At 41.8% G+C, this 19,016-nt stretch carries 14 protein-coding genes; 4 read left to right on the plus strand and 10 right to left on the minus strand.

Annotation, left to right across the window (positions count from 1 at the left end; translation table 11 throughout):
• Positions 1 to 18 precede the first annotated feature (18 nt).
• From AC2HW8_RS08120 to rlmD, 5 genes are read right to left on the minus strand one after another with little or no spacing between them, the layout of a single operon-like run.
• Positions 19 to 984 carry a YihY/virulence factor BrkB family protein gene (locus tag AC2HW8_RS08120; RefSeq protein WP_117930619.1) on the minus strand — a complete coding sequence of 322 codons (966 nt, stop codon included), beginning with the start codon at positions 982 to 984 and terminating at the stop codon, positions 19 to 21.
• Between the two features lie 30 nt (positions 985 to 1,014).
• Positions 1,015 to 1,782, minus strand: coding sequence for an SDR family NAD(P)-dependent oxidoreductase (locus AC2HW8_RS08125; protein ID WP_015523667.1), 768 nt, complete (start codon positions 1,780 to 1,782; stop codon positions 1,015 to 1,017).
• The gene (locus AC2HW8_RS08130) at positions 1,782 to 2,426 is read right to left on the minus strand and encodes a class I SAM-dependent methyltransferase (RefSeq protein ID WP_484327402.1); all 645 of its coding nucleotides are present in this window, start codon (positions 2,424 to 2,426) and stop codon (positions 1,782 to 1,784) included. Before AC2HW8_RS08130 ends, AC2HW8_RS08125 begins: the two co-directional genes overlap by 1 nt.
• Before the next feature lie 50 nt (positions 2,427 to 2,476).
• A complete protein-coding gene (locus AC2HW8_RS08135) occupies positions 2,477 to 3,127 on the minus strand; it encodes a hypothetical protein (protein ID WP_484327403.1) in 651 nt (216 codons plus the stop codon).
• Positions 3,128 to 3,153: 26 nt separating this feature from the next.
• On the minus strand, positions 3,154 to 4,518 hold the full coding sequence (gene rlmD, locus AC2HW8_RS08140; protein ID WP_021883321.1) for a 23S rRNA (uracil(1939)-C(5))-methyltransferase RlmD: 1,365 nt from the start codon (positions 4,516 to 4,518) through the stop codon (positions 3,154 to 3,156).
• 285 nt (positions 4,519 to 4,803) lie between these two features.
• Here rlmD and murC point away from each other — a divergent pair, with 285 nt between their 5' ends.
• Positions 4,804 to 6,204, plus strand: a complete 1,401-nt coding sequence (gene murC / locus AC2HW8_RS08145; RefSeq protein WP_303791580.1) for a UDP-N-acetylmuramate--L-alanine ligase — start codon at positions 4,804 to 4,806, stop codon at positions 6,202 to 6,204.
• Between the two features lie 184 nt (positions 6,205 to 6,388).
• Here the strand turns inward: murC and AC2HW8_RS08150 are convergent, their stop codons facing one another.
• The 4 genes from AC2HW8_RS08150 to typA all read right to left on the minus strand — a co-directional run bounded on the left by AC2HW8_RS08150 (position 6,389) and on the right by typA (position 11,584).
• Positions 6,389 to 8,092: a S1C family serine protease gene (locus tag AC2HW8_RS08150; protein WP_484327404.1), complete on the minus strand. Its 1,704-nt coding sequence runs from the start codon at positions 8,090 to 8,092 to the stop codon at positions 6,389 to 6,391.
• A gap of 262 nt (positions 8,093 to 8,354) precedes the next feature.
• Positions 8,355 to 8,837 carry a hypothetical protein gene (locus tag AC2HW8_RS08155; protein ID WP_484327405.1) on the minus strand — a complete coding sequence of 161 codons (483 nt, stop codon included), beginning with the start codon at positions 8,835 to 8,837 and terminating at the stop codon, positions 8,355 to 8,357.
• A gap of 27 nt (positions 8,838 to 8,864) precedes the next feature.
• The gene (locus AC2HW8_RS08160) at positions 8,865 to 9,755 is read right to left on the minus strand and encodes a 3'-5' exonuclease (protein ID WP_303666162.1); all 891 of its coding nucleotides are present in this window, start codon (positions 9,753 to 9,755) and stop codon (positions 8,865 to 8,867) included.
• Between the two features lie 8 nt (positions 9,756 to 9,763).
• A complete protein-coding gene (typA, locus tag AC2HW8_RS08165; protein WP_015523657.1) occupies positions 9,764 to 11,584 on the minus strand; it encodes a translational GTPase TypA in 1,821 nt (606 codons plus the stop codon).
• Positions 11,585 to 11,889: 305 nt separating this feature from the next.
• Between typA and AC2HW8_RS08170 the strand changes: the two genes are divergently transcribed.
• Genes AC2HW8_RS08170 through AC2HW8_RS08180 form a run of 3 tightly spaced genes read left to right on the plus strand, consistent with a single transcriptional unit; the run spans position 11,890 to position 15,692 of the window.
• Positions 11,890 to 13,821 (plus strand): aconitate hydratase, encoded by a 1,932-nt coding sequence (locus AC2HW8_RS08170; RefSeq protein ID WP_484312343.1) that lies wholly within the window; start codon positions 11,890 to 11,892, stop codon positions 13,819 to 13,821.
• Between the two features lies 1 nt (position 13,822).
• A complete protein-coding gene (locus tag AC2HW8_RS08175) occupies positions 13,823 to 15,031 on the plus strand; it encodes an NADP-dependent isocitrate dehydrogenase (RefSeq protein ID WP_021883331.1) in 1,209 nt (402 codons plus the stop codon).
• A 28-nt stretch (positions 15,032 to 15,059) separates the two neighbouring features.
• Positions 15,060 to 15,692: a redox-sensing transcriptional repressor Rex gene (locus tag AC2HW8_RS08180; protein WP_015523654.1), complete on the plus strand. Its 633-nt coding sequence runs from the start codon at positions 15,060 to 15,062 to the stop codon at positions 15,690 to 15,692.
• A gap of 139 nt (positions 15,693 to 15,831) precedes the next feature.
• On the opposite strand, the gene pulA is transcribed toward AC2HW8_RS08180, so the two are convergent.
• A complete protein-coding gene (pulA, locus tag AC2HW8_RS08185) occupies positions 15,832 to 19,011 on the minus strand; it encodes a type I pullulanase (RefSeq protein WP_021883332.1) in 3,180 nt (1,059 codons plus the stop codon).
• Between the last annotated feature and the right edge of the window lie 5 nt (positions 19,012 to 19,016).

Below are 19,016 nucleotides of genomic sequence, written 5' to 3' on the forward strand. Positions count from 1 at the left end.
GAAGTGTTTTATTTTGATTTATTTACTTTTATTTGACTTATTATTTTTTCTTTCTTTTCTTATCTGATTAAGCTCTGAACCTTTGGTTTTTACCTTTCTTTTAAATTTTGCAACGGTAAACGCTTTTATCATGTCATGATAGACATAATTAATTTCCGCACAAACCATAAGACAAACCATAAGAAAGTAAAACCAAATCATAATAACGGCAATTCTTGTAAGACCTCCGTACACGGAAAATCCGTTGAAATCCGACACATAAACCGAAATACCGAACGAAAGCACATACCACGAAACCGTGCAGAGAAACGCACCGGGCAACTGTGACTTAAAGCCGTATTCCTTATGCTCGCTGCGTGAGATGTTCGGAAAGTTCCTGTAAATCAGTGCAAACAATACTGTGAGAAACATAAAGATAAGTATATATCTGAGATGATAGATTATTCCGATTATGTCAGGCAATGATTTTAGATGCGGTGAAAGAAAATCATTAATTGTTGAACCGAGGACAATAAGAACAAGTGACGCAAGCAAAATTACAAACAATGCAATTGTGTAGAACATTGCTCTTATTCTTAAAAAGAACCAGTTTCTGTTTTCGTAAGCGTCATAAATTCTGTTGAGTCCGTTTGTGATTGCGTGGATTCCCTGTGCCGCCGACCACAGAGTGACTACAAGCGTTACAAGAGAAATACCCACAGCACTTTCATAGGCAGAGGTCAGAAAGTATGTTAAATCATCGGCAATTTTTGACGAAAACACACTGCTGAGTCCGTGATAAACAAAATCAATCGGAATGTGCAGGTTTTGCAAAAGTGACACAAAGAACATTGAGAGCGGCACAGCCGATAATATGATAAAGAATGCCGACTGTCCGGCAATTGCAAAAATATTATCGTGAACGCATTTGCTTGTTATCGGTTCAAATCTGCCTGTTATTCTTTTGTAAAGTTTTATCGCCTTGTCAACGAATTTTATCCTCAATGTGTCACCTCCCCTATTTCTATATGATAATTATTTTATACCGTTTTTCTTCATCTGCACATTATAAGAAATTCTTGTGAGAAGTTTTTCGGGTGCAAAATGTCTGAAAAACGACACCGCTTTCATTTCAAAGCCGGGTGTGATAATCATTTTGCCCTTCATGGTCATGTCAACGGCATACCTTGCGACAAACTTCGGGTCAAGTCCTCTTATGCAGAATTTTACATCCGCAACATTATTGAAGTTGGTTTTTACGGGACCCGGGCAAAGTACGGAAACCTTGACATTTTTATTATCCCTACGCATTTCCTCATGAATCGCCTGAGTAAGACGGACAACATAATTCTTTGATGCATAGTAGCTTGCAAATGTCGGTCCTGCAAGAAATCCTGCGGCAGAACCTACATTGAGAATATATCCGCTGTTTCTCTCCGCCATATCTTTAAGAAAAAGCTTTGTGAGAATGTGAACCGTTGAAACATTTGTGTGAATGAGTTCAAGCTCTCTTTCAAGCGGAACATCCAAAAATTTTCCGTATGCTCCAAAGCCTGCGTTGTTGACAAGAAAATCAATCTGTTCATTTTCATTCTTAATATGCTCATACAAATCCATACTGTCACTTTCTCGTGAAAAATCAAGCGTAATTACCCTGACATTCACATTTGAAAGTTCCTCTTTCAGCTTGTTAAGCTTATCGGTTGAGCGTGATACAAGAATAAGGTCATAACCGAGTTCTGCAAGATATCTGGCGATTTCTTTACCTATGCCCGAACTTGCGCCTGTAATCAAAGCCTTCATTAGTTTTCATCACCCTTCGGTTTTTGTGCTGTGGCACAAAGCCATGTTGTACCTTCCTTAGTGTATGTGTTTATGTTTTCAAAGCCTGCAGATTCAAGTACGGCTCTGATTTCCTGCGGAGTTACCGACTTGATATTCAGCATATTTTCAACCTTTTCCCACTTGAACGGATCATCGTCTGTTCTGAGCATTTCAAAAAGCAGCATAACCGTTCCGCCCTGTTTGAGAACACGGAAAACTTCTTTTACATCATTTTCCTTATCAGGCCAGAAGTAGTAAGTTTCAACTGCCGTGATATTATCGAATGTATTGTTATCAAAAGGCATATCGGATACTGATGCCTGAAGAATTTTCGCTTTGTTGCAGAGTATATTTTTTGAATTGAGTTTTTCGGAGGATTTTACTGAGAGTTCGGAATAATCGATTCCGTAAACCTTGCCGTTGGCAACAATTGAGCAAAGTCGGTCAACGGTTTTTCCGCCGCCGCAACCTATGTCAAGTACAGTTGCGGTGCGTTCAATATTCATATGTTCAAGTCCCCATGAGGTAAGGCTTGAATGTCCTTTATTCATAGCCTTAATCATCATTTTGCCCCAAAAGCCGTTTGGCTTTTTAGCATTCTCAACCAACTTGTGGTATTTCATAAAAATCACTCCAATCTGAAATTTTCATCTGTTTACTGTCTTATTGTCTATTATTTACTTTTTCTTCCTGTTGAATTAAGTTTTTGAAGCAGAAGTGCAAGGAAAAACGCACCGCCTACTATAACGATGAACCAAACAAATGACATATACAACGGTTGATTCATCACATGCAAAAACGGATATGGACCGTCAACTGCACCGACTATATTAAGTATAATAAGCAGAATCGCATATATTAATGTAGGGATTGTAGCCGTGAAAGCTGATTTTGTGTTAAGGTGAGGTTCTTTTTCAAAAAGCACAAACGATAAAATTGTAAGAATCGGACACAAAGTATGTAAAAAGGTGAAGTCTTTGTTGAAAAGCATATAGAGCCAACCGTTTATGCCCTCTCCACGCATCGGAGAAAGCATGGCAAGAACTACGATAAATGTTACCGAAAGCACAGCCGCCGCCATATATTTGAACATTTGAACCGAGTGCGGAATTTCTTTTCCGCTTTTGAGATATCGCACCTGAAAGCCTGCCATAGCCGCACAGGCAACAAGTGCAAACAGGTTGCTGTCCTCAGTGTAATATACAAGCGGATAGCAGCCTATTTTGAAAAACACGATAATTATTGCGGCAATCTCACAAGCGATAATCGCAAGATTAAATGCCAAAGCTGTTTTTGTTCGTTTTATTTTAAGTGTATTTTGCATTTTAATTCCTTTTCTATATTATTTTGTTAATTTCTTTCAATCAATGCCACGCTCTCTACATGGGAGGTTCCGGAGAACATATCGCAGGGGGTGATTTCTTTGGGGGTGTAGCCGTTTTCTGTGAAGAATTTTAAATCTCTTGCGAGGGTTGCGGGGTCACATGATACATAGACTACACGGCTCGGCGACATTCTTGAAATTGTCTTTACAAGCTCTTCACCGCAGCCTTTTCTCGGTGGGTCAAGGATTACGCAGTCGGGTTTTAAACCCTCTTTTTCAAGCTGAAATGCGGCATCTGAGGCATCTCCGCAGATGAATCGTGCATTTTCAATGCCGTTTGCTTTTGCATTTTCATTTGCATCTTTCACGGCATCTTCAACAATCTCCGCACCGATAAGCTGTTTACAGGAATCCGCCATTGTAAGACCTATTGTACCCGTTCCGCAGTATAAATCAAGCAGAATTTCGTCAGATTTAAGATTTGCATATTCTTTGGCTTTGCCGTAAAGCTTTTCAGCCTGTTTTCTGTTGATCTGCCAGAACGAAAACGGTGAAATTTTAAACTGCAATCCGCAAAGTGTGTCGGTAATATGGTCACTTCCGTAGATTGTTCTGTTTTTTCTGCCGAGAACAACATTGGTTTTTTCTCTGTTTGAATTAATAATCACACTTTTTAACTGCGGAAGTTCGGATTTGAGCATTTTCACGAGTAAATCTTCCTGTTTAAGACCGTTTGCGTTGACAACATAGCACACCATAAGCTCGCCCGAAACCTCGCCGATTCTGATATAAATGTGGCGAAGTCTGCCCTTGCCTGTTGTTTCATCATAAATTTCCGTGTTAGTTTTTGCGATAAAATCTTTTGTAATTTCAATTACCCTTGCAAAAATTTCGGGCTGTAAAATACAGTCGGTGCAATTGATTATGCGGTGGCTGTGGAATGAATAAAAACCCGTCACAACATTTCCGTCACGGTCAAGACCGACAGGATACTGCGCCTTGTTGCGGTATCTTGTGATATTATCCGACGAAATAATCGGCTTGAAAACAACATTATCAAGACCGCCGATGCGTGTTACGGCATCCTCAACTCTTTGCTGTTTTATTTTGCATTCTTCTTCATAAGAAATATGTCGCCATGTGCAACCGCCGCACTTCATAAAGTTTTCGCAGTCGGGAGTAATTCTCGCCTTGGACGGAACGAGAATTTCTTCGATTTTGCCGAAAGCGTAGGTTTTCTTAACCTTTAATATACGCACCTTGAGTTCGTCACCGATTGCAGAACCCTGTACAAAAACGGCAATGCCGTCATCTGTTCTTCCGACTCCGCTGCCCTCGGCAGTTGCCGAAGTTATTGTAAGGTTTACAATATCGTTCTTTTTTAAAGTCATTTTATCACTCTGCCATTTTATGTGTATTTTTAGTTATAATCCTATTCCCCTTTATTTTAGCATTTACTCTACAATTTGGCAACAATTAAAACACAGTATCCGTACAATACACAAAAATTGCACAAATATCAAATTAGGTATTTATTTTTTTGTCCATTCGTCTTATAATATGAGTATTGCAGTTCTGTCACGGCATTGCTCCTTGAATGCAAATCAACCTGTGTTCCGACTTAAATACAGGCAAAGCGGAATGATTTTTCTGACAGACAAATATACTTATCAGGAATGGAGTGGACTATTGTGAATTACGACAGTCTTATGGATAACATAAAAAGAATACATTTTATCGGTATAGGCGGCAGCGGAATGTGTCCGCTGGCTGAGATTCTTCACCACGAGGGTTACGAGCTTTCGGGTTCGGATATGAACGAGGGTGAAACTCTTGACAGAATTAAGGGTTACGGAATTCCCGTATTTATGGGACACGCCGCAGAAAATATCAAGGGTGCAGAGCTTGTTGTTTACTCAGCGGCTATTAAGGAAACTAACCCCGAAAGACAGGCGGCAAAGGAACTCGGTATTCCGTGCATTGAAAGAAGCGTAATGCTCGGTATTGTTACAAGAAGATACAGAAGAAGTATTGCGGTTTCGGGTACACACGGCAAAACAACTACAACAGCTATGCTTTCACAGGTGCTTATCGGCAGCGGTTTTGATCCGTCAGCTATTATCGGAGGAAAACTTCCGTTCATCGGCGGTAACAGCTATGTCGGTCACAGCGATATAATCGTTTGTGAGGCCTGTGAGTATGTTGACACATTCTTACAGCTCAATCCGTTTATTTCGATTATTCTTAATATTGACGCAGATCATCTTGACTACTTCAAGAATCTTGACAACATAAAGAAGTCATTCAACAAATTTGCTCATCAGACAACAGGCTTGCTTGTTATCAACGGTGACGACGAAAACACTCTTGATGCCGTAAAGGATGTTGAGATTGAGAAAATCACCTACGGTTTTGGCGAAAACTGCGATTACAGAGCTGAAAACATCAGCGCAGACAAGGGTGTTCACGAGCAGTTTGACCTTTACTTCAAGGGTGAGAAGCTCACACAGATTAAGCTTATCGTTCCCGGAAAGCACAACATTTATAATGCACTTGCCGCTGCGGCTACTGCACATTATCTTGGCGCTACTCCGAAGGAAATTTCCGAGAATCTTCACAAGTTCGGCGGTGTTCACAGAAGATTTGAAATTCTCGGCACACCTGACGGAATTACTGTTGCCGATGACTTTGCTCATCATCCCACAGAACTTACCGCAACACTCAATGCCGCAATGAAAATGGGCTTTAACAAGGTTTGGGCAATATTCCAGCCGCATACATTTTCAAGAACAGCTATGCTCCTTGACGATTTTGCGGAGGCTCTTAAAATTCCGGATCAGGCAATTATTTCGGCTATTCTCCCTGTTCGTGAAACAAACACATATAACATCTATTCTACTGACCTCGGTGCAAAAGTTCCGGGTTCTGTATGTCTTGACACATTTGAAGAAATTACCGACTATGTTTGCAAGAATGCAAAAGAGGGCGACCTCATTCTCACAATGGGCGGCGGCAATGTCTATATGTGTGCCAATATGATTTACAAACAGCTTAAATATATGGAAGAAAATAAATAAGATTTTTAAACAAACAAAAGAACCGTGCTTTTATGGCACGGTTCTTTTTTCTTTTATTGAATATTAAGCAAAAATGAACAAAGCTCCGTGCGGTTACGGAGCTTTGTTCGTTAAGAGAGAGTTTTTTGTCTACAGCTTTGGCTGTATGAATATTTATATAAAAAGCTAAAAAGCTTGTTGGCTGTTATTGACCGAACATATAGTTCCAGATTGAGTCGCTGTCACTATTATCTGAACTTTTGCTCTGTGATTGTGACGACTTATTCTGTGTGTTTGAATTGCCTGTTGAAGAACTGCCGCTCGGTGAATATTCTGCAAGAGTGAGCTTGAGATTTGCAGTCTTACCTCTTCTTGTAACGGTAAAAGTTACTGTATCTCCAACCTTTGAATCCTTGAGGGCTGTTTCAATGTCTGATTTTGAAGAAACACTTGTACCGTTTACTGCGGTAATCATATCACCTCTCATAAATCCTGCTTTTTCTGCATTAGAACCGCTTGTTACCGAAAGGACATAACAGCCTGTGTTGCTGAGTCCGTAGTAGAATGCGGAATCGTCGGAAGTGATGTCTGTAAGCTCCATACCGAGGTCAACCTTGCCCTTTACATAACCGTATGTTTTGAGATCGTCAATTATATCAAGAACATTGTTAATCGGAATAGCAAATGCAATACCTTCAACCTCTGTTGCACTGTCCTTTGCGTTTACAATACCGATAAGCTCACCGTTTGAGTTAAAGAGTCCGCCGCCTGAGTTACCGGGGCTGATCTGAGCGTTGTGCTGGAGAAGCGTCATACTCTTACCCTCAACCGTTACCTGACGGGCAAGTGCGCTGATAATACCGTCTGTTACTGTACCGCCGAGCTGTCCGAGCGGATTACCGATTGCAACAACATAGTCGCCTACTGCAAGATCTGAGCTGTTGCCCATTGTTGCGGCTGAAAGACCTGTTGCATCTACTTTAAGAAGTGCGATATCGTTGTCCTCATCACTGCCGATTATCTTAGCCTTGTATGAAGTTGCACCGTCACGGAGTGTTACCGTGATATTCTCCGCACCTTCGATTACATGGTAGTTTGTGATGATGTAACCGTCCTCGGAAATGATAACACCTGAACCTGCACCCTGCTGAACATACTGCTGAGCAAATCCGCCTGTTACAACGCTTTCGGTAGCAATTTCAACTACGCTGTCGGCTGTTTTCTTAACAATTTCGGAAGTTGTTCCGCTGAGAGCGGCATTGCTTGTGGTTGATGTGCTGTTTGCGGATGCCTGTTTGATGTTTACACTTGAAGATGAGTTGTTGTTAAGTGATGATGCAAGCATACTGCCACCGAATCCTGCACCGCCGCCGAGAATGATTGCAGCTACAAGCATTGCGGCTACAAAACCCTTTGATGCGGGTTTCTTCGGCTTTTTAGGCTTTTTAACTTTTACTTTCTTAGCCTTTGGTGCGGAATACTGTTGATTTGCATACGGTGAACCCGACTGTGAGCCGTATGGATTCTGTGACGGATTGCCGTATGAATAGTTGTTAGTCTGCTGTGAAGAATATGGGTTTGAAGAATACTGTGAACCGTATGAATCAGATGAGTAGTTCTGTGAAGATGTACCCGATGCTGCGTTTGAAGAATAAGCGCTTTCATAACGGTTAGGGTTGTGTGACGCATTCTCGTTGTTACCGTTTATATACGAATGGCGGTACTCACCCGAATTTACACTTGATGTTGAATTTGTGTTCCATTCATAAGAGCTTTCTGTGTTTTCTGCAGTTGATGCGGACTGTGAATCTGATGATGAATGAATATCCTGATAGTTGTTGTCAGCAGTATTATTATCTGACGAATAACCGTCATAACCGTTTTTATTGTTTTCAAAGTTATCGTTCATAACTGTACCTCCGATTAAAAGTTATATTTTCAAAAGACTTCATCGAATGTCGGTGTTGTTTTTTGATGTTGTAGATATAATAAAGCCCCAAAGTGAAAAGTATATGAAATACGGCTGAATTAATGTTGAAAGCAAGAAAATAGTATGTGAAAATTCAGTGTGCGTTGTGAGGAGTACGACACAATCATCTGTATTCACGAAAAAAGGGCAGAACAAAACGCTCTGCCCTATATAATGTTTAAGATAATAACAATTTTAAATATCAGTTATCCTTAATCTGATATTTACTAAATAACCCGTCAACAATACTTTTCATATTATTGAAGAACCTATTAGTAAGTTGTATGAACACACAAAAGAATATAATCACAAAGCCTACACCTTTAAAACGAGGATTAAGCGTTCCTGTCAAAATAAGATTACAACCGATAAAGAAGAGAAACGAAAAGATTATGAAAGCAACAACAATCATCGGACTTGGAATCATTCTGATTGTTAAATCAGAATATCCACAATCTTCCTCTATCTTACCTGAAAAAATCGGACTCAGACTATAAATTCCACCGTAATTTTTAGCCGGTACAAATTTCATTTTAAAGCCCTTATCCGTAAATTTTACATCATAGGAGTAATCCTCTCTCTTAATGTCAGCACCATACTTAGAATTACTTTTAATTATATCATTTATATGTTCTTCGGATAAAGAAAGTTTATAATGAAGTTTATCAAAGAATTTTATAATCATAGAAATAACTCCATATACAAAAGGCACTCAGTTTGCCGAAACGGTGTTGACCTGTTCTTTTGTTTCGGGCTTCTTTTCAACCTTTTCGTTAAGCTTTTTCTTTACCGAAACTTCGTCAAACTTCTTTTTGAAGGATACTCTGCCGTTGAACTTCTTTCTGCAATACTTGCATGAAAATTCGGCGGTAAAGCTTTTGTTGTGAAGTCGCCACTTTGAAAGCTGAACAAGCGGTTTTCCGCAATCTTCACAATCGAAAAACATAACGCTTTTGTCAACATCGGGACTGTTGATATCTGTAACAAAATGATTTTTGAACAGCAATCTGTCATAGAATTCGTCACAAACAGCATCCTTAATGTACGGCTTTAACGGATACTTACCGTAAAAAGCCTTCATACATTCCAATGTTAGGTACACATCGGCAAGCGCCCTATGCTGATCATCTTCCGAAAAATCAACACCTGCCATTTCGGCACAGGCACCAAGTCCCAGCTGACAAGATGAATCGTGCAAATCAAGACAATCTTCACAATAGCTTTGCAGATTGCAATAGCGTGAGAGAAACGGAAGTCTGGTTCTGCCCGTGTAGTAGCTGTAGTTTTCGATAAGAGCATGAAGGTCGGAGTCGCTCCATGTCATAAGCACACCGTCACCCAGAAAATCCGAGAACAGGCTGATTGCTTTGATAAAGCTGACGCCATCGTCCTTCAACTCTTCATTTGTTATTTTAGTAAGCTGTTTTACCTTACTGCATAGCTTTTTGCCGATTTTCGGAGCAACAAGCATTGTGAAGGTGTCACATACATTCAGTTCATCATCAAGCTTAACCGCACCGATTTCAATTATTTCATTGACAAATTTGTGCAGAACCTTGCTGTATGAACCGTTCCATTCAAGGTCAAGAATTACATAACTCATTATTTTAATTATTTCTTACGGAACGCCTGTTTCATACGCTGTTCTTTTGAAAGAATACGCTTACGCATACGGATATTTTCGGGAGTAACCTCAACAAGCTCATCATCAGCAATGAATTCAAGGCACTGTTCAAGCGACATAATTGTCGGAGGTGTAAGCTTGAGGGCATCATCAGAACCCGATGCACGGGTGTTTGTGATGTGTTTTTTCTTGCAGACATTAACTGTGATATCCTCAGACTTAGGACTTGCACCTACAATCATACCCTCATAAACAGGAACACCGGGTCCGATAAAGAGTCTGCCTCTTTCCTGAGCGGCATAAAGACCGTAGGTTACAGTTTCGCCTGTTTCAAAAGCGATAAGTGAACCCTGATGGCGGGTTACGATTTCACCCTTGTATGGCTCATAACCGTCAAATACATGGTTCATAATACCGTTACCGTTTGTATCTGTAAGAAATTCGGGGCGATAACCCATAAGACCTCTTGACGGGATTCTGAATTCGATGTGAGTAACACCGCCTTCACGAGTACCCATATTGATAAGCTCACCTTTTCTTGAACCGAGCTTTTCCATTACAGGACCGACATATGTGTCGGGAACTTCGATGATAAGAAACTCCATAGGCTCATGAAGCTTGCCGTCAATCATCTTTGTAATAACCTGCGGACGGGAAACCTGAAATTCATAATTCTGACGGCGCATTGTTTCGATAAGGATTGAAAGGTGGAGTTCACCTCTGCCCGATACCTTGAATGTATCGGCGCTGTCTGTTTCTTCAACACGAAGAGCAACATTTGTTTCAATTTCCTTGAAAAGTCTGTCACGGAGGTTACGGGAGGTTACATACTTACCCTCTCTGCCTGCAAACGGTGAGTTGTTTACGATAAAGTTCATTGAAACCGTAGGCTCGTCAATCTTTACGAATGGGAGCGGCTCAACGCAATCGTTTGAACAGATTGTTTCACCGATGTTGATATCCTGAACACCGCTTACGCAAACGATGTCACCGACTGTTGCAGTGTCACATTCAACTCTTTTAAGTCCTTCAAACTGATAGAGCTTTGCAATTCTTACATTCTGAGTTGTACCGTCTGTGTGACAAAGAACAGCAGCCTCTCCGTTCTTTGCAGTACCTCTTTCAACACGGCCTACACCGATTCTGCCGACAAACTTATCGGAGTCAATGTTTGAAATAAGGAGCTGGAGTCCACCGTTCATATCACCCTGAGGAGCAGGGATTTCTTTTACAATTGCGTCAAAGAGAGGTTTCATATCCGTACCGGGTTCATGATAATCCTCTGATGCATAGCCGTCACGGGCAGACGCATAAATTACAGGGAATTCAAGCTGATCTTCGTCGGCACCGAGTTCGATAAAGAGGTCGAGAACCTCGTCAACAACCTCCTCGGGTCTTGCACCGGGACGGTCGATTTTGTTAAGAACAACAAGCGGCTTTTTGCCGAGGCCGAGTGCCTTTTTAAGAACAAATCTTGTCTGCGGCATACAACCCTCAAATGCGTCAACAAGCAATACAACACCGTCAACCATCTGGAGAATACGCTCAACCTCACCGCCGAAATCGGCATGACCGGGGGTGTCAACAATGTTAATTTTGATGCCGTTGTACATTACGGCTGTTGGCTTTGAAAGGATTGTGATACCTCTTTCACGCTCAAGGTCATTAGAGTCCATTACTCTTTCTTCTACATTTTCATTTGCTCTGAAAACACCGCTCTGCTTCAAAAGCTGGTCAACCAGAGTAGTTTTGCCGTGGTCAACATGGGCGATAATTGCAATATTTCTTAAATTCTCTCTTACATCCATAAAAATACCTCGTTTTGCTAAAATCACTTAAATCTTATTGCATACATCAAGCATTATAACACTATAAAAGCTAAAATTCAATTTATATTTTTCATCACCTTTTATGCTAATATCCGACACTTTTTGAACATTTTTCCGATAGAAAACCGCAAAAAATATTTTTTAGTGAAAAAATAACGATTTTTGCTCATTTCGTGTGATTTTTTCTTTACAATATCTCAAGATTGTTATATAATTAACATAGTGTTTTGCATTTTTTTGCAGGACTGAATTATGATAGGCATTAATTTTTAGGAGGTAATATTATGGGCTACACGATTGCGCAGAAAATCATCAAGAATCATCTTGTCTGCGGAGAAATGACCGTTGGCAGTGATATCGGTCTTAAAATTGACCAGACTCTTACTCAGGATGCAACAGGCACTATGGCTTATATCGAATATGAGGCTATGGGCATTCCGAGAGTAAAAACAGAAAAAAGCGTTGCTTACATTGACCACAACACACTTCAGACAGGTTTTGAGAACGCCGATGACCACAGATTCATTCAGTCTGTTTGTAAAAAACACGGTATCTATTTTTCAAGACCCGGCAACGGCATTTGTCACCAGGTTCACCTTGAAAGATTCGGTAAACCGGGAAAGACTTTAATCGGTTCTGACAGCCACACTCCGACGGGTGGCGGTATCGGTATGCTTGCAATCGGTGCAGGCGGTCTTGATGTTGCTGTTGCAATGGGCGGCGGCGCATACTATATTACTATGCCGAAAATGGTAAGAGTTAATCTTACAGGCAAACTCAGTCCGTGGGTTTCTGCAAAAGATATTATTCTCGCAGTTCTTCGTGTTATGAGCGTTAAGGGCGGCGTCGGCAAGATTGTTGAGTACGGCGGAGAAGGTGTTGCCACACTTACAGTTCCCGAAAGAGCAACAATCACAAATATGGGTGCAGAGCTTGGTGCTACAACCTCTGTATTCCCGTCTGATGAAACAACAAGAAAGTTCCTCAAGGCTCAGGGCCGTGAGGAAGACTATACAGAGCTTAAGGCTGATGATGACGCTGTTTATGATGAGGTTATCGAAATCAACCTTTCAGAACTTGAACCTCTTGCTGCTTGTCCTCATTCACCTGACAATGTTAAGCCAATCAAAGAGCTTGAGGGCAAGAAGATTGATCAGGTTTGTATCGGTTCATGTACAAACTCAAGCTACCTTGACCTTATGAGAGTTGCTCACATTCTCAAGGGCAAAAAGGTTGCAGACAATGTATCGCTCGCAATTGCTCCGGGTTCAAAGCAGGTATTCAATATGCTCGCTCTCAACGGCGCACTCGGTGATATGATTGCGGCAGGTGCAAGGATTCTTGAAAGTGCTTGCGGTCCTTGTATCGGTATGGGTCAGTCACCTAACAGCGGCGGTATCTCACTCAGAACATTCAACCGTAACTTTGAAGGCAGAAGCGGAACGGCAGACGGTCAGATTTATCTTGTATCTCCGGAAACTGCGGCTGTTTCTGCAATCAACGGCGTATTTACAGATCCGAGATGTCTTGGTGCGGCTGCTGAGATTGAAATGCCCGAAAAATTCCTTATCAATGACAATATGGTTATTGATCCCGCTCCTGTTGAAGAAATGGACAGCGTAGAAATTCTCCGTGGCCCTAACATCAAGAGCTATCCCGAAACTCATCCGCTCACAGATTCTATCGAGGCATCGTGTTCACTCAAGGTCGGCGACAACATTACAACCGACCATATTATGCCTGCAGGTGCAAAGATTCTTCCGCTCCGTTCAAATATTCCGAAAATTTCAGAGCATTGCTTTACAGTATGCGACAAGGAATTCCCAACCCGTGCAAAGACACTCGGCAAGAGCATTATTGTCGGCGGTGAAAACTACGGTCAGGGTTCATCCCGTGAGCATGCGGCTCTCGCTCCCCTTTTCCTCGGTGTTAAGGCTGTACTCGTAAAGAGCTTTGCAAGAATTCACAAGAGCAACCTTATCAATGCAGGTATTCTTCCGCTTACATTTGTAAACGCAGAAGATTATGATAAAATCAAGCTTGGCGATATGCTTGAACTCCCGAATGTTAAGGACGAAATTGCAAACGGCAAGCAGGTTACTATTGTAAACAAGACAACAGGCGACACAATTGTTGCTGACTGTGAGCTTTCAGACAGAACAAGAAACATTATCATTGCAGGCGGTCTGCTTGACTACACAAAGGAGAACAGCTGATATGGAAAAAATTAAAATGGTCACTCCTCTCGTAGAGATGGACGGCGACGAGATGACAAGAGTCATCTGGAAACAGATTAAAGACATTCTCATCACACCTTATGTTGACCTCAAAACAGAATATTATGACCTCGGTCTTGAGCACAGAAACGAAACAGACGATCAGGTTACGGTTGACAGCGCCAACGCAACAAAAAAATACGGTGTTGCCGTTAAGTGTGCCACAATCACACCTAATGCCGCAAGAATGACAGAGTACAACCTCAAGAGTATGTGGAAATCACCTAACGGTACGATTCGTGCTATCCTTGACGGTACGGTATTCAGAAGCCCGATTCTTGTTAAGGGCATTGTCCCCTACATTCCTACATGGAAAAAGCCAATCTGCATTGCCCGTCACGCATACGGTGATGTTTATAAGAACACAGAGATGAAGGTTGAGGCAGGAAGCAAGGCAGAGCTTTGCGTTACAAAACCTGACGGTACCGAGGAAAGAAGCACAATCTTTGACTTCAAGACTGACGGTATTATTCAGGGTATGCACAACATTGACAAGAGTATCTCATCATTTGCCCGTTCATGCTTTAACTATGCACTTGATCAGAAGCTTGATGTTTGGTTTGCTACAAAGGATACAATCAGCAAGATTTATGACCACAGATTCAAGGACATCTTCAACGAAATCTTTGAGAATGAGTACAAAGAGAAGTTTGAGAACGCAGGTATTACATATTTCTACACACTTATTGATGACGCTGTTGCAAGAGTTATCAGAAGTGAAGGCGGCTATATGTGGGCTTGTAAGAACTATGACGGCGATGTTATGAGTGATATGATTGCAACTGCATTCGGTTCGCTCGCAATGATGACAAGCGTGCTTGTTTCTCCCGACGGCATCTATGAATACGAGGCTGCTCACGGCACAGTTCAGCGCCACTACTACAAGTATCTCAAGGGCGAAGAAACTTCCACAAACTCTGTTGCAACATTGTTTGCATGGACAGGCGCCCTCCGCAAAAGAGGCGAGCTTGACGGTCTTGACGATCTTATGAAGTTTGCAGACAAGCTTGAGGCAGCAACAATCAAGACAATTGAGGACGGCGTTATGACAGGCGATCTCTACGCTATCTCGACACTTGAGAACAAAAAGAAAGTAAACACAGAAGAATTTCTCAAGGCTATTGACGAGCGCCTTGCAGCATCTCTCTGATTTTAAAGTTAAAGGAGCATAGTGAGTAATGTCTAAGAATGACAGTATTTCAATGTCGGTTATCAGGCGTTTGCCAAGATATTACCGCTTTTTATCAGAACTGAATGACCAGAACATTGACAAAATTTCTTCAACTAAGCTTGCGCAAATTATGAATGTGACCGCCTCACAGGTAAGGCAGGATCTTAACTGCTTCGGCGGATTCGGTCAGCAGGGTTACGGTTACAGCGTAAGTCAGCTGAAAGAGGAAATCAAGAACATTCTGGGACTTAACAACGATTACAAGGCCATTCTTATCGGTGCGGGTAATCTTGGTAAGGCCGTTGCAATGCATATGAATTTTGAAAAACTCGGTTTTGAGCTTATCGCTTGTTTTGACAGCAACGAACAAAAAGTCGGTTCAAAGCTCAACGGAATTACAGTTAAAAACGAAAGTGAACTTGACGATTTTTGTAATAAAAATCATATTGACACAGCGTTTTTGTGCATTCCCCGTGTTTGTGTTGAAAATGTTCTCGATAAGCTATATTCACACGGAATCAAGAATTACTGGAATTTCAGCCACTATGATATAAATGCTCGTTATAATGATACTATGGTAGAGAATGTTCATCTCAGCGACAGCCTTATGACTCTCTGCTACAGAATGAACAACAACTGATAAACCAATGACTCCCCGACAGTTTTATAAACTGTCGGGGAGTTTTCCGTTACAGAGCAATAATAACCTTTTTTAGCGATTAAAAGGGCTGACCGTTTAAGGTCAGCCCTCTTTTGCAATTTGTGTTTGTGATTTAAGATTAACCGAGTGTAACCTGCTCAGCGATTGGAGCGTTGGGGTTAGTATCAGGGTTATCTGTGTAGAATGTAAGGTATGTACTGCCCATAACAGCAGAGTCATCAATTACAATCCACATTTCGTTATCTACAAAGCCCTTGTAGTCAATTGTTTGGTTAGTAGCGTTATCGGATACAATTACATTGTATGTACCTGCTCCCTTATATGTGAAGCTGTAATCAAACCAACCGTTTTCACCTTTAGTCATAGGATCACCCGGCCACTCTGACATAAAGTTGCCTGAGTCTTTGCCCTTGAGGTCTGAACCCCATATCCAGAGATATGGCGTCCATGTAAGTGAACCGTTGTGCTTTACGTGAAGTGTGATGTCAAGGCTTGAAGCGATGTAGTAGTAGTTTACCTCAGCATCACCGTAAGGAATTAAGCCAGACTGATTTTCCGGCATTCTGTCAGGATCAACAGCGTAGCCAACAACCTTGAATGCAGTTGACTTATATGTGCTGCCTGCTCTGCCTGCGAATACGATTGAATCAGTAAGCTTCTGCTGTTTTCCGTCAGCGTCTGTGTAGTAGTAGTTTACTGTTACTTTACCGGAAGATACAGGAATTCCAACAACATACTTCATTATCATTGTTGAATCTTCAACGTTGAAAGTACCATCATAGTTTAGGTCAAGAACTGATTCATCAACTGTAGGAGTTTCAAGCTTTACAATATACTTCTGAAGAAGTGTAGCGTCAATTACATTAACTTCACCGTCACCGTTGAAGTCAGCGTTCTTGAGTGATTCAGGAATGTAGTCTGTGTAGTAGTATGTAACCTCCTGCATATCGGAAGTATATTTGCCTTCTGCATTTCCGCCAATACGACTTACGATGTATGTATCGGGAACAACTGCACTCGGAACTGTTACATAACCTGAGCCTACAGGACCCTGAAGGATTACAGAATCTTCAAGCTTTTCGCCTGTTGCTTCGTAAACATAGTTAACCTTAACCTTACCGTTTGAAGATTTGATGCCTGCTGACTCATAGCCTGCCTTGTCAACAGCTACGATAGCCGAACGAGCAGGAACTGTGAATGTTGAGCCTGTCACCTCGCCGAGTGAGTCAAGACCTGCTGTTTCACCGTTAGCGATAACAACCCAATCTGTTACGGATGTGTCCGAAAGGGTTACATCTGCAGCTGTGGTTGCATTGTTATAAATAACAGCCATCTTGTTCCATTCACCCTCAACATCGTTCTGAATTGTGAATGAAATCTGATTTGTTGAAGCAGAAACCTTTTTTGTGAATGTGTATTTGTCAGCATATGAATTATCCATAGCTGTGAGAGGCGAGAATGCTGACTTAATCTGCATCATACCCTTGTAGTAAGAAACTACATCGGCATAGTCAACAACATTCTGCCATTTAATCATATTAAGGTCAGCTGCCGACTTGTAGCTGTTTGTGTCACCGTCTTTTGAACGAGCCATTTCTTCACCGGCAAGTGTGAATGAAATACCCTGTGATGTGTAGATAATTGCACTTGCAAGCCTGTTCATCTTAACAGCCTCGGAATTTCTCTCTCCGTAGTCTGCCAGACCTGTTGACGCAATAATCTGATCGTAAAGTGTTGCGTTATCGTGACACGCATCATAGGTTACGCACTGTGAAGGAGCCTGAGCCTTCCACTTGTATGTACCTGAGCTGTTGGCACGAACACCGTAGCTTACACCCTTTGCGGATGACTTTGAGCCCTGTATAAAACCAACATCGTTGATTTCCATTGCACTTCCCTTTATACCGTCACGGATGCCGTCATTGAAAATAGCGATTCTGTCGCTGAGTCTTGACGCATTAGCCTGTGTTGCAGGATAGAATTTTGTGCCTGAGCAAGTGTTAGTCGGGTGGTAGGAGTCACCGCCTGCCCAGCCTTCACCCCACATTGTGATTCGTGGGTCAATTTGGTCAAGCGCTTCTCTTGCCATATTCATTGTTTCAACATCCATAAGACCCATAAGGTCAAAACGGAAGCCGTCAACATGGTATTCGTTTACCCAATACTTGAGTGAATCAATAACATACTGTCTGTACATTGCACGCTCTGTTGCACCTTCGTTGCCGCAACCCGAACCGTCTGAGAATGCGCCTGTTGTTTTCATTCTGTAGTAGTAGTTAGGAACTGTGTACTGGAAGCATGAATCAGTTGAATAAGTATGATTGTAAACAACATCCATTACAACAGAAATGCCGGCGTCATGGAGAGCCTTGATCATTTCCTTGCACTCTTTGATTCTTACTTTACCGTCATACGGATTTGAAGAATACGAACCCTCCGGAACATTGTAGTTTACCGGATCATAACCCCAGTTAAACTGAGAATCATCGCCTGCCTCATTTACTGACTGGAAGTCATAGAACGGGTTAAGCTGTACTGTTGTTACACCGAGTTCCTTGAGGTAATCAATACAGGTTGAAACCTTGCCCTCGCCGTTAAGAGTTGTACCTGATTCTGTGAAAGCAAGGTACTTACCTCTGTTAGCGTCGCTTACGCCCGAAGCCTTGTCATAAGAAAAGTCTTTGATATGGAGTTCCCATACTGATGACTTTGTTGACTTGTCAAGAAGAACATGGCTGTCGTTTGACCAGCCCTCAGGATCTGTCTCGTCAAGGTCAACAATCATTGAGCGCTTGCCGTTTACGCCTGTTGCCGTTGAGTATACATCCTGTGTTTCATAAGTCTTTGTTGCATCTGAACCGATGTGTGTTGTGTCTGTTGTTGTGACTGAGTATGTGTAATAATAATCCTTCCATTCGCCGACGAGTGTAATCGTCCAAACACCGTTCCACTCACCGTCAACGAGCATTTTTTCAAGTGTGTAGCTGGCAACTTTAGATGCACCCTGCTCGTCATCCGAACCTTTTGTAAAGATATTGAGCTTAACACCGGTTGCTGTCGGTGACCAAACCTTGAATGTTGTAGCATCTTTTGTGTAAGTAACACCAAGATCATTACCGGAATAAGCATACTGAGCGTCAATATCTTCAGCAGCCTTTGTGTAAGAATTGTCTCTTGCGTAGTCGCTTGAAACTGCCGAACTGTCATCGGCTGTTGCGGCAAAGCTTGATACAACCGCTGTTGAGGCAAGCATGCACGCTGCAAGAACTGCAGAAACAATTTTCTTCGTAGTTCTCATAGATA

It is taken from the genome of Ruminococcoides sp. (assembly GCF_057037865.1).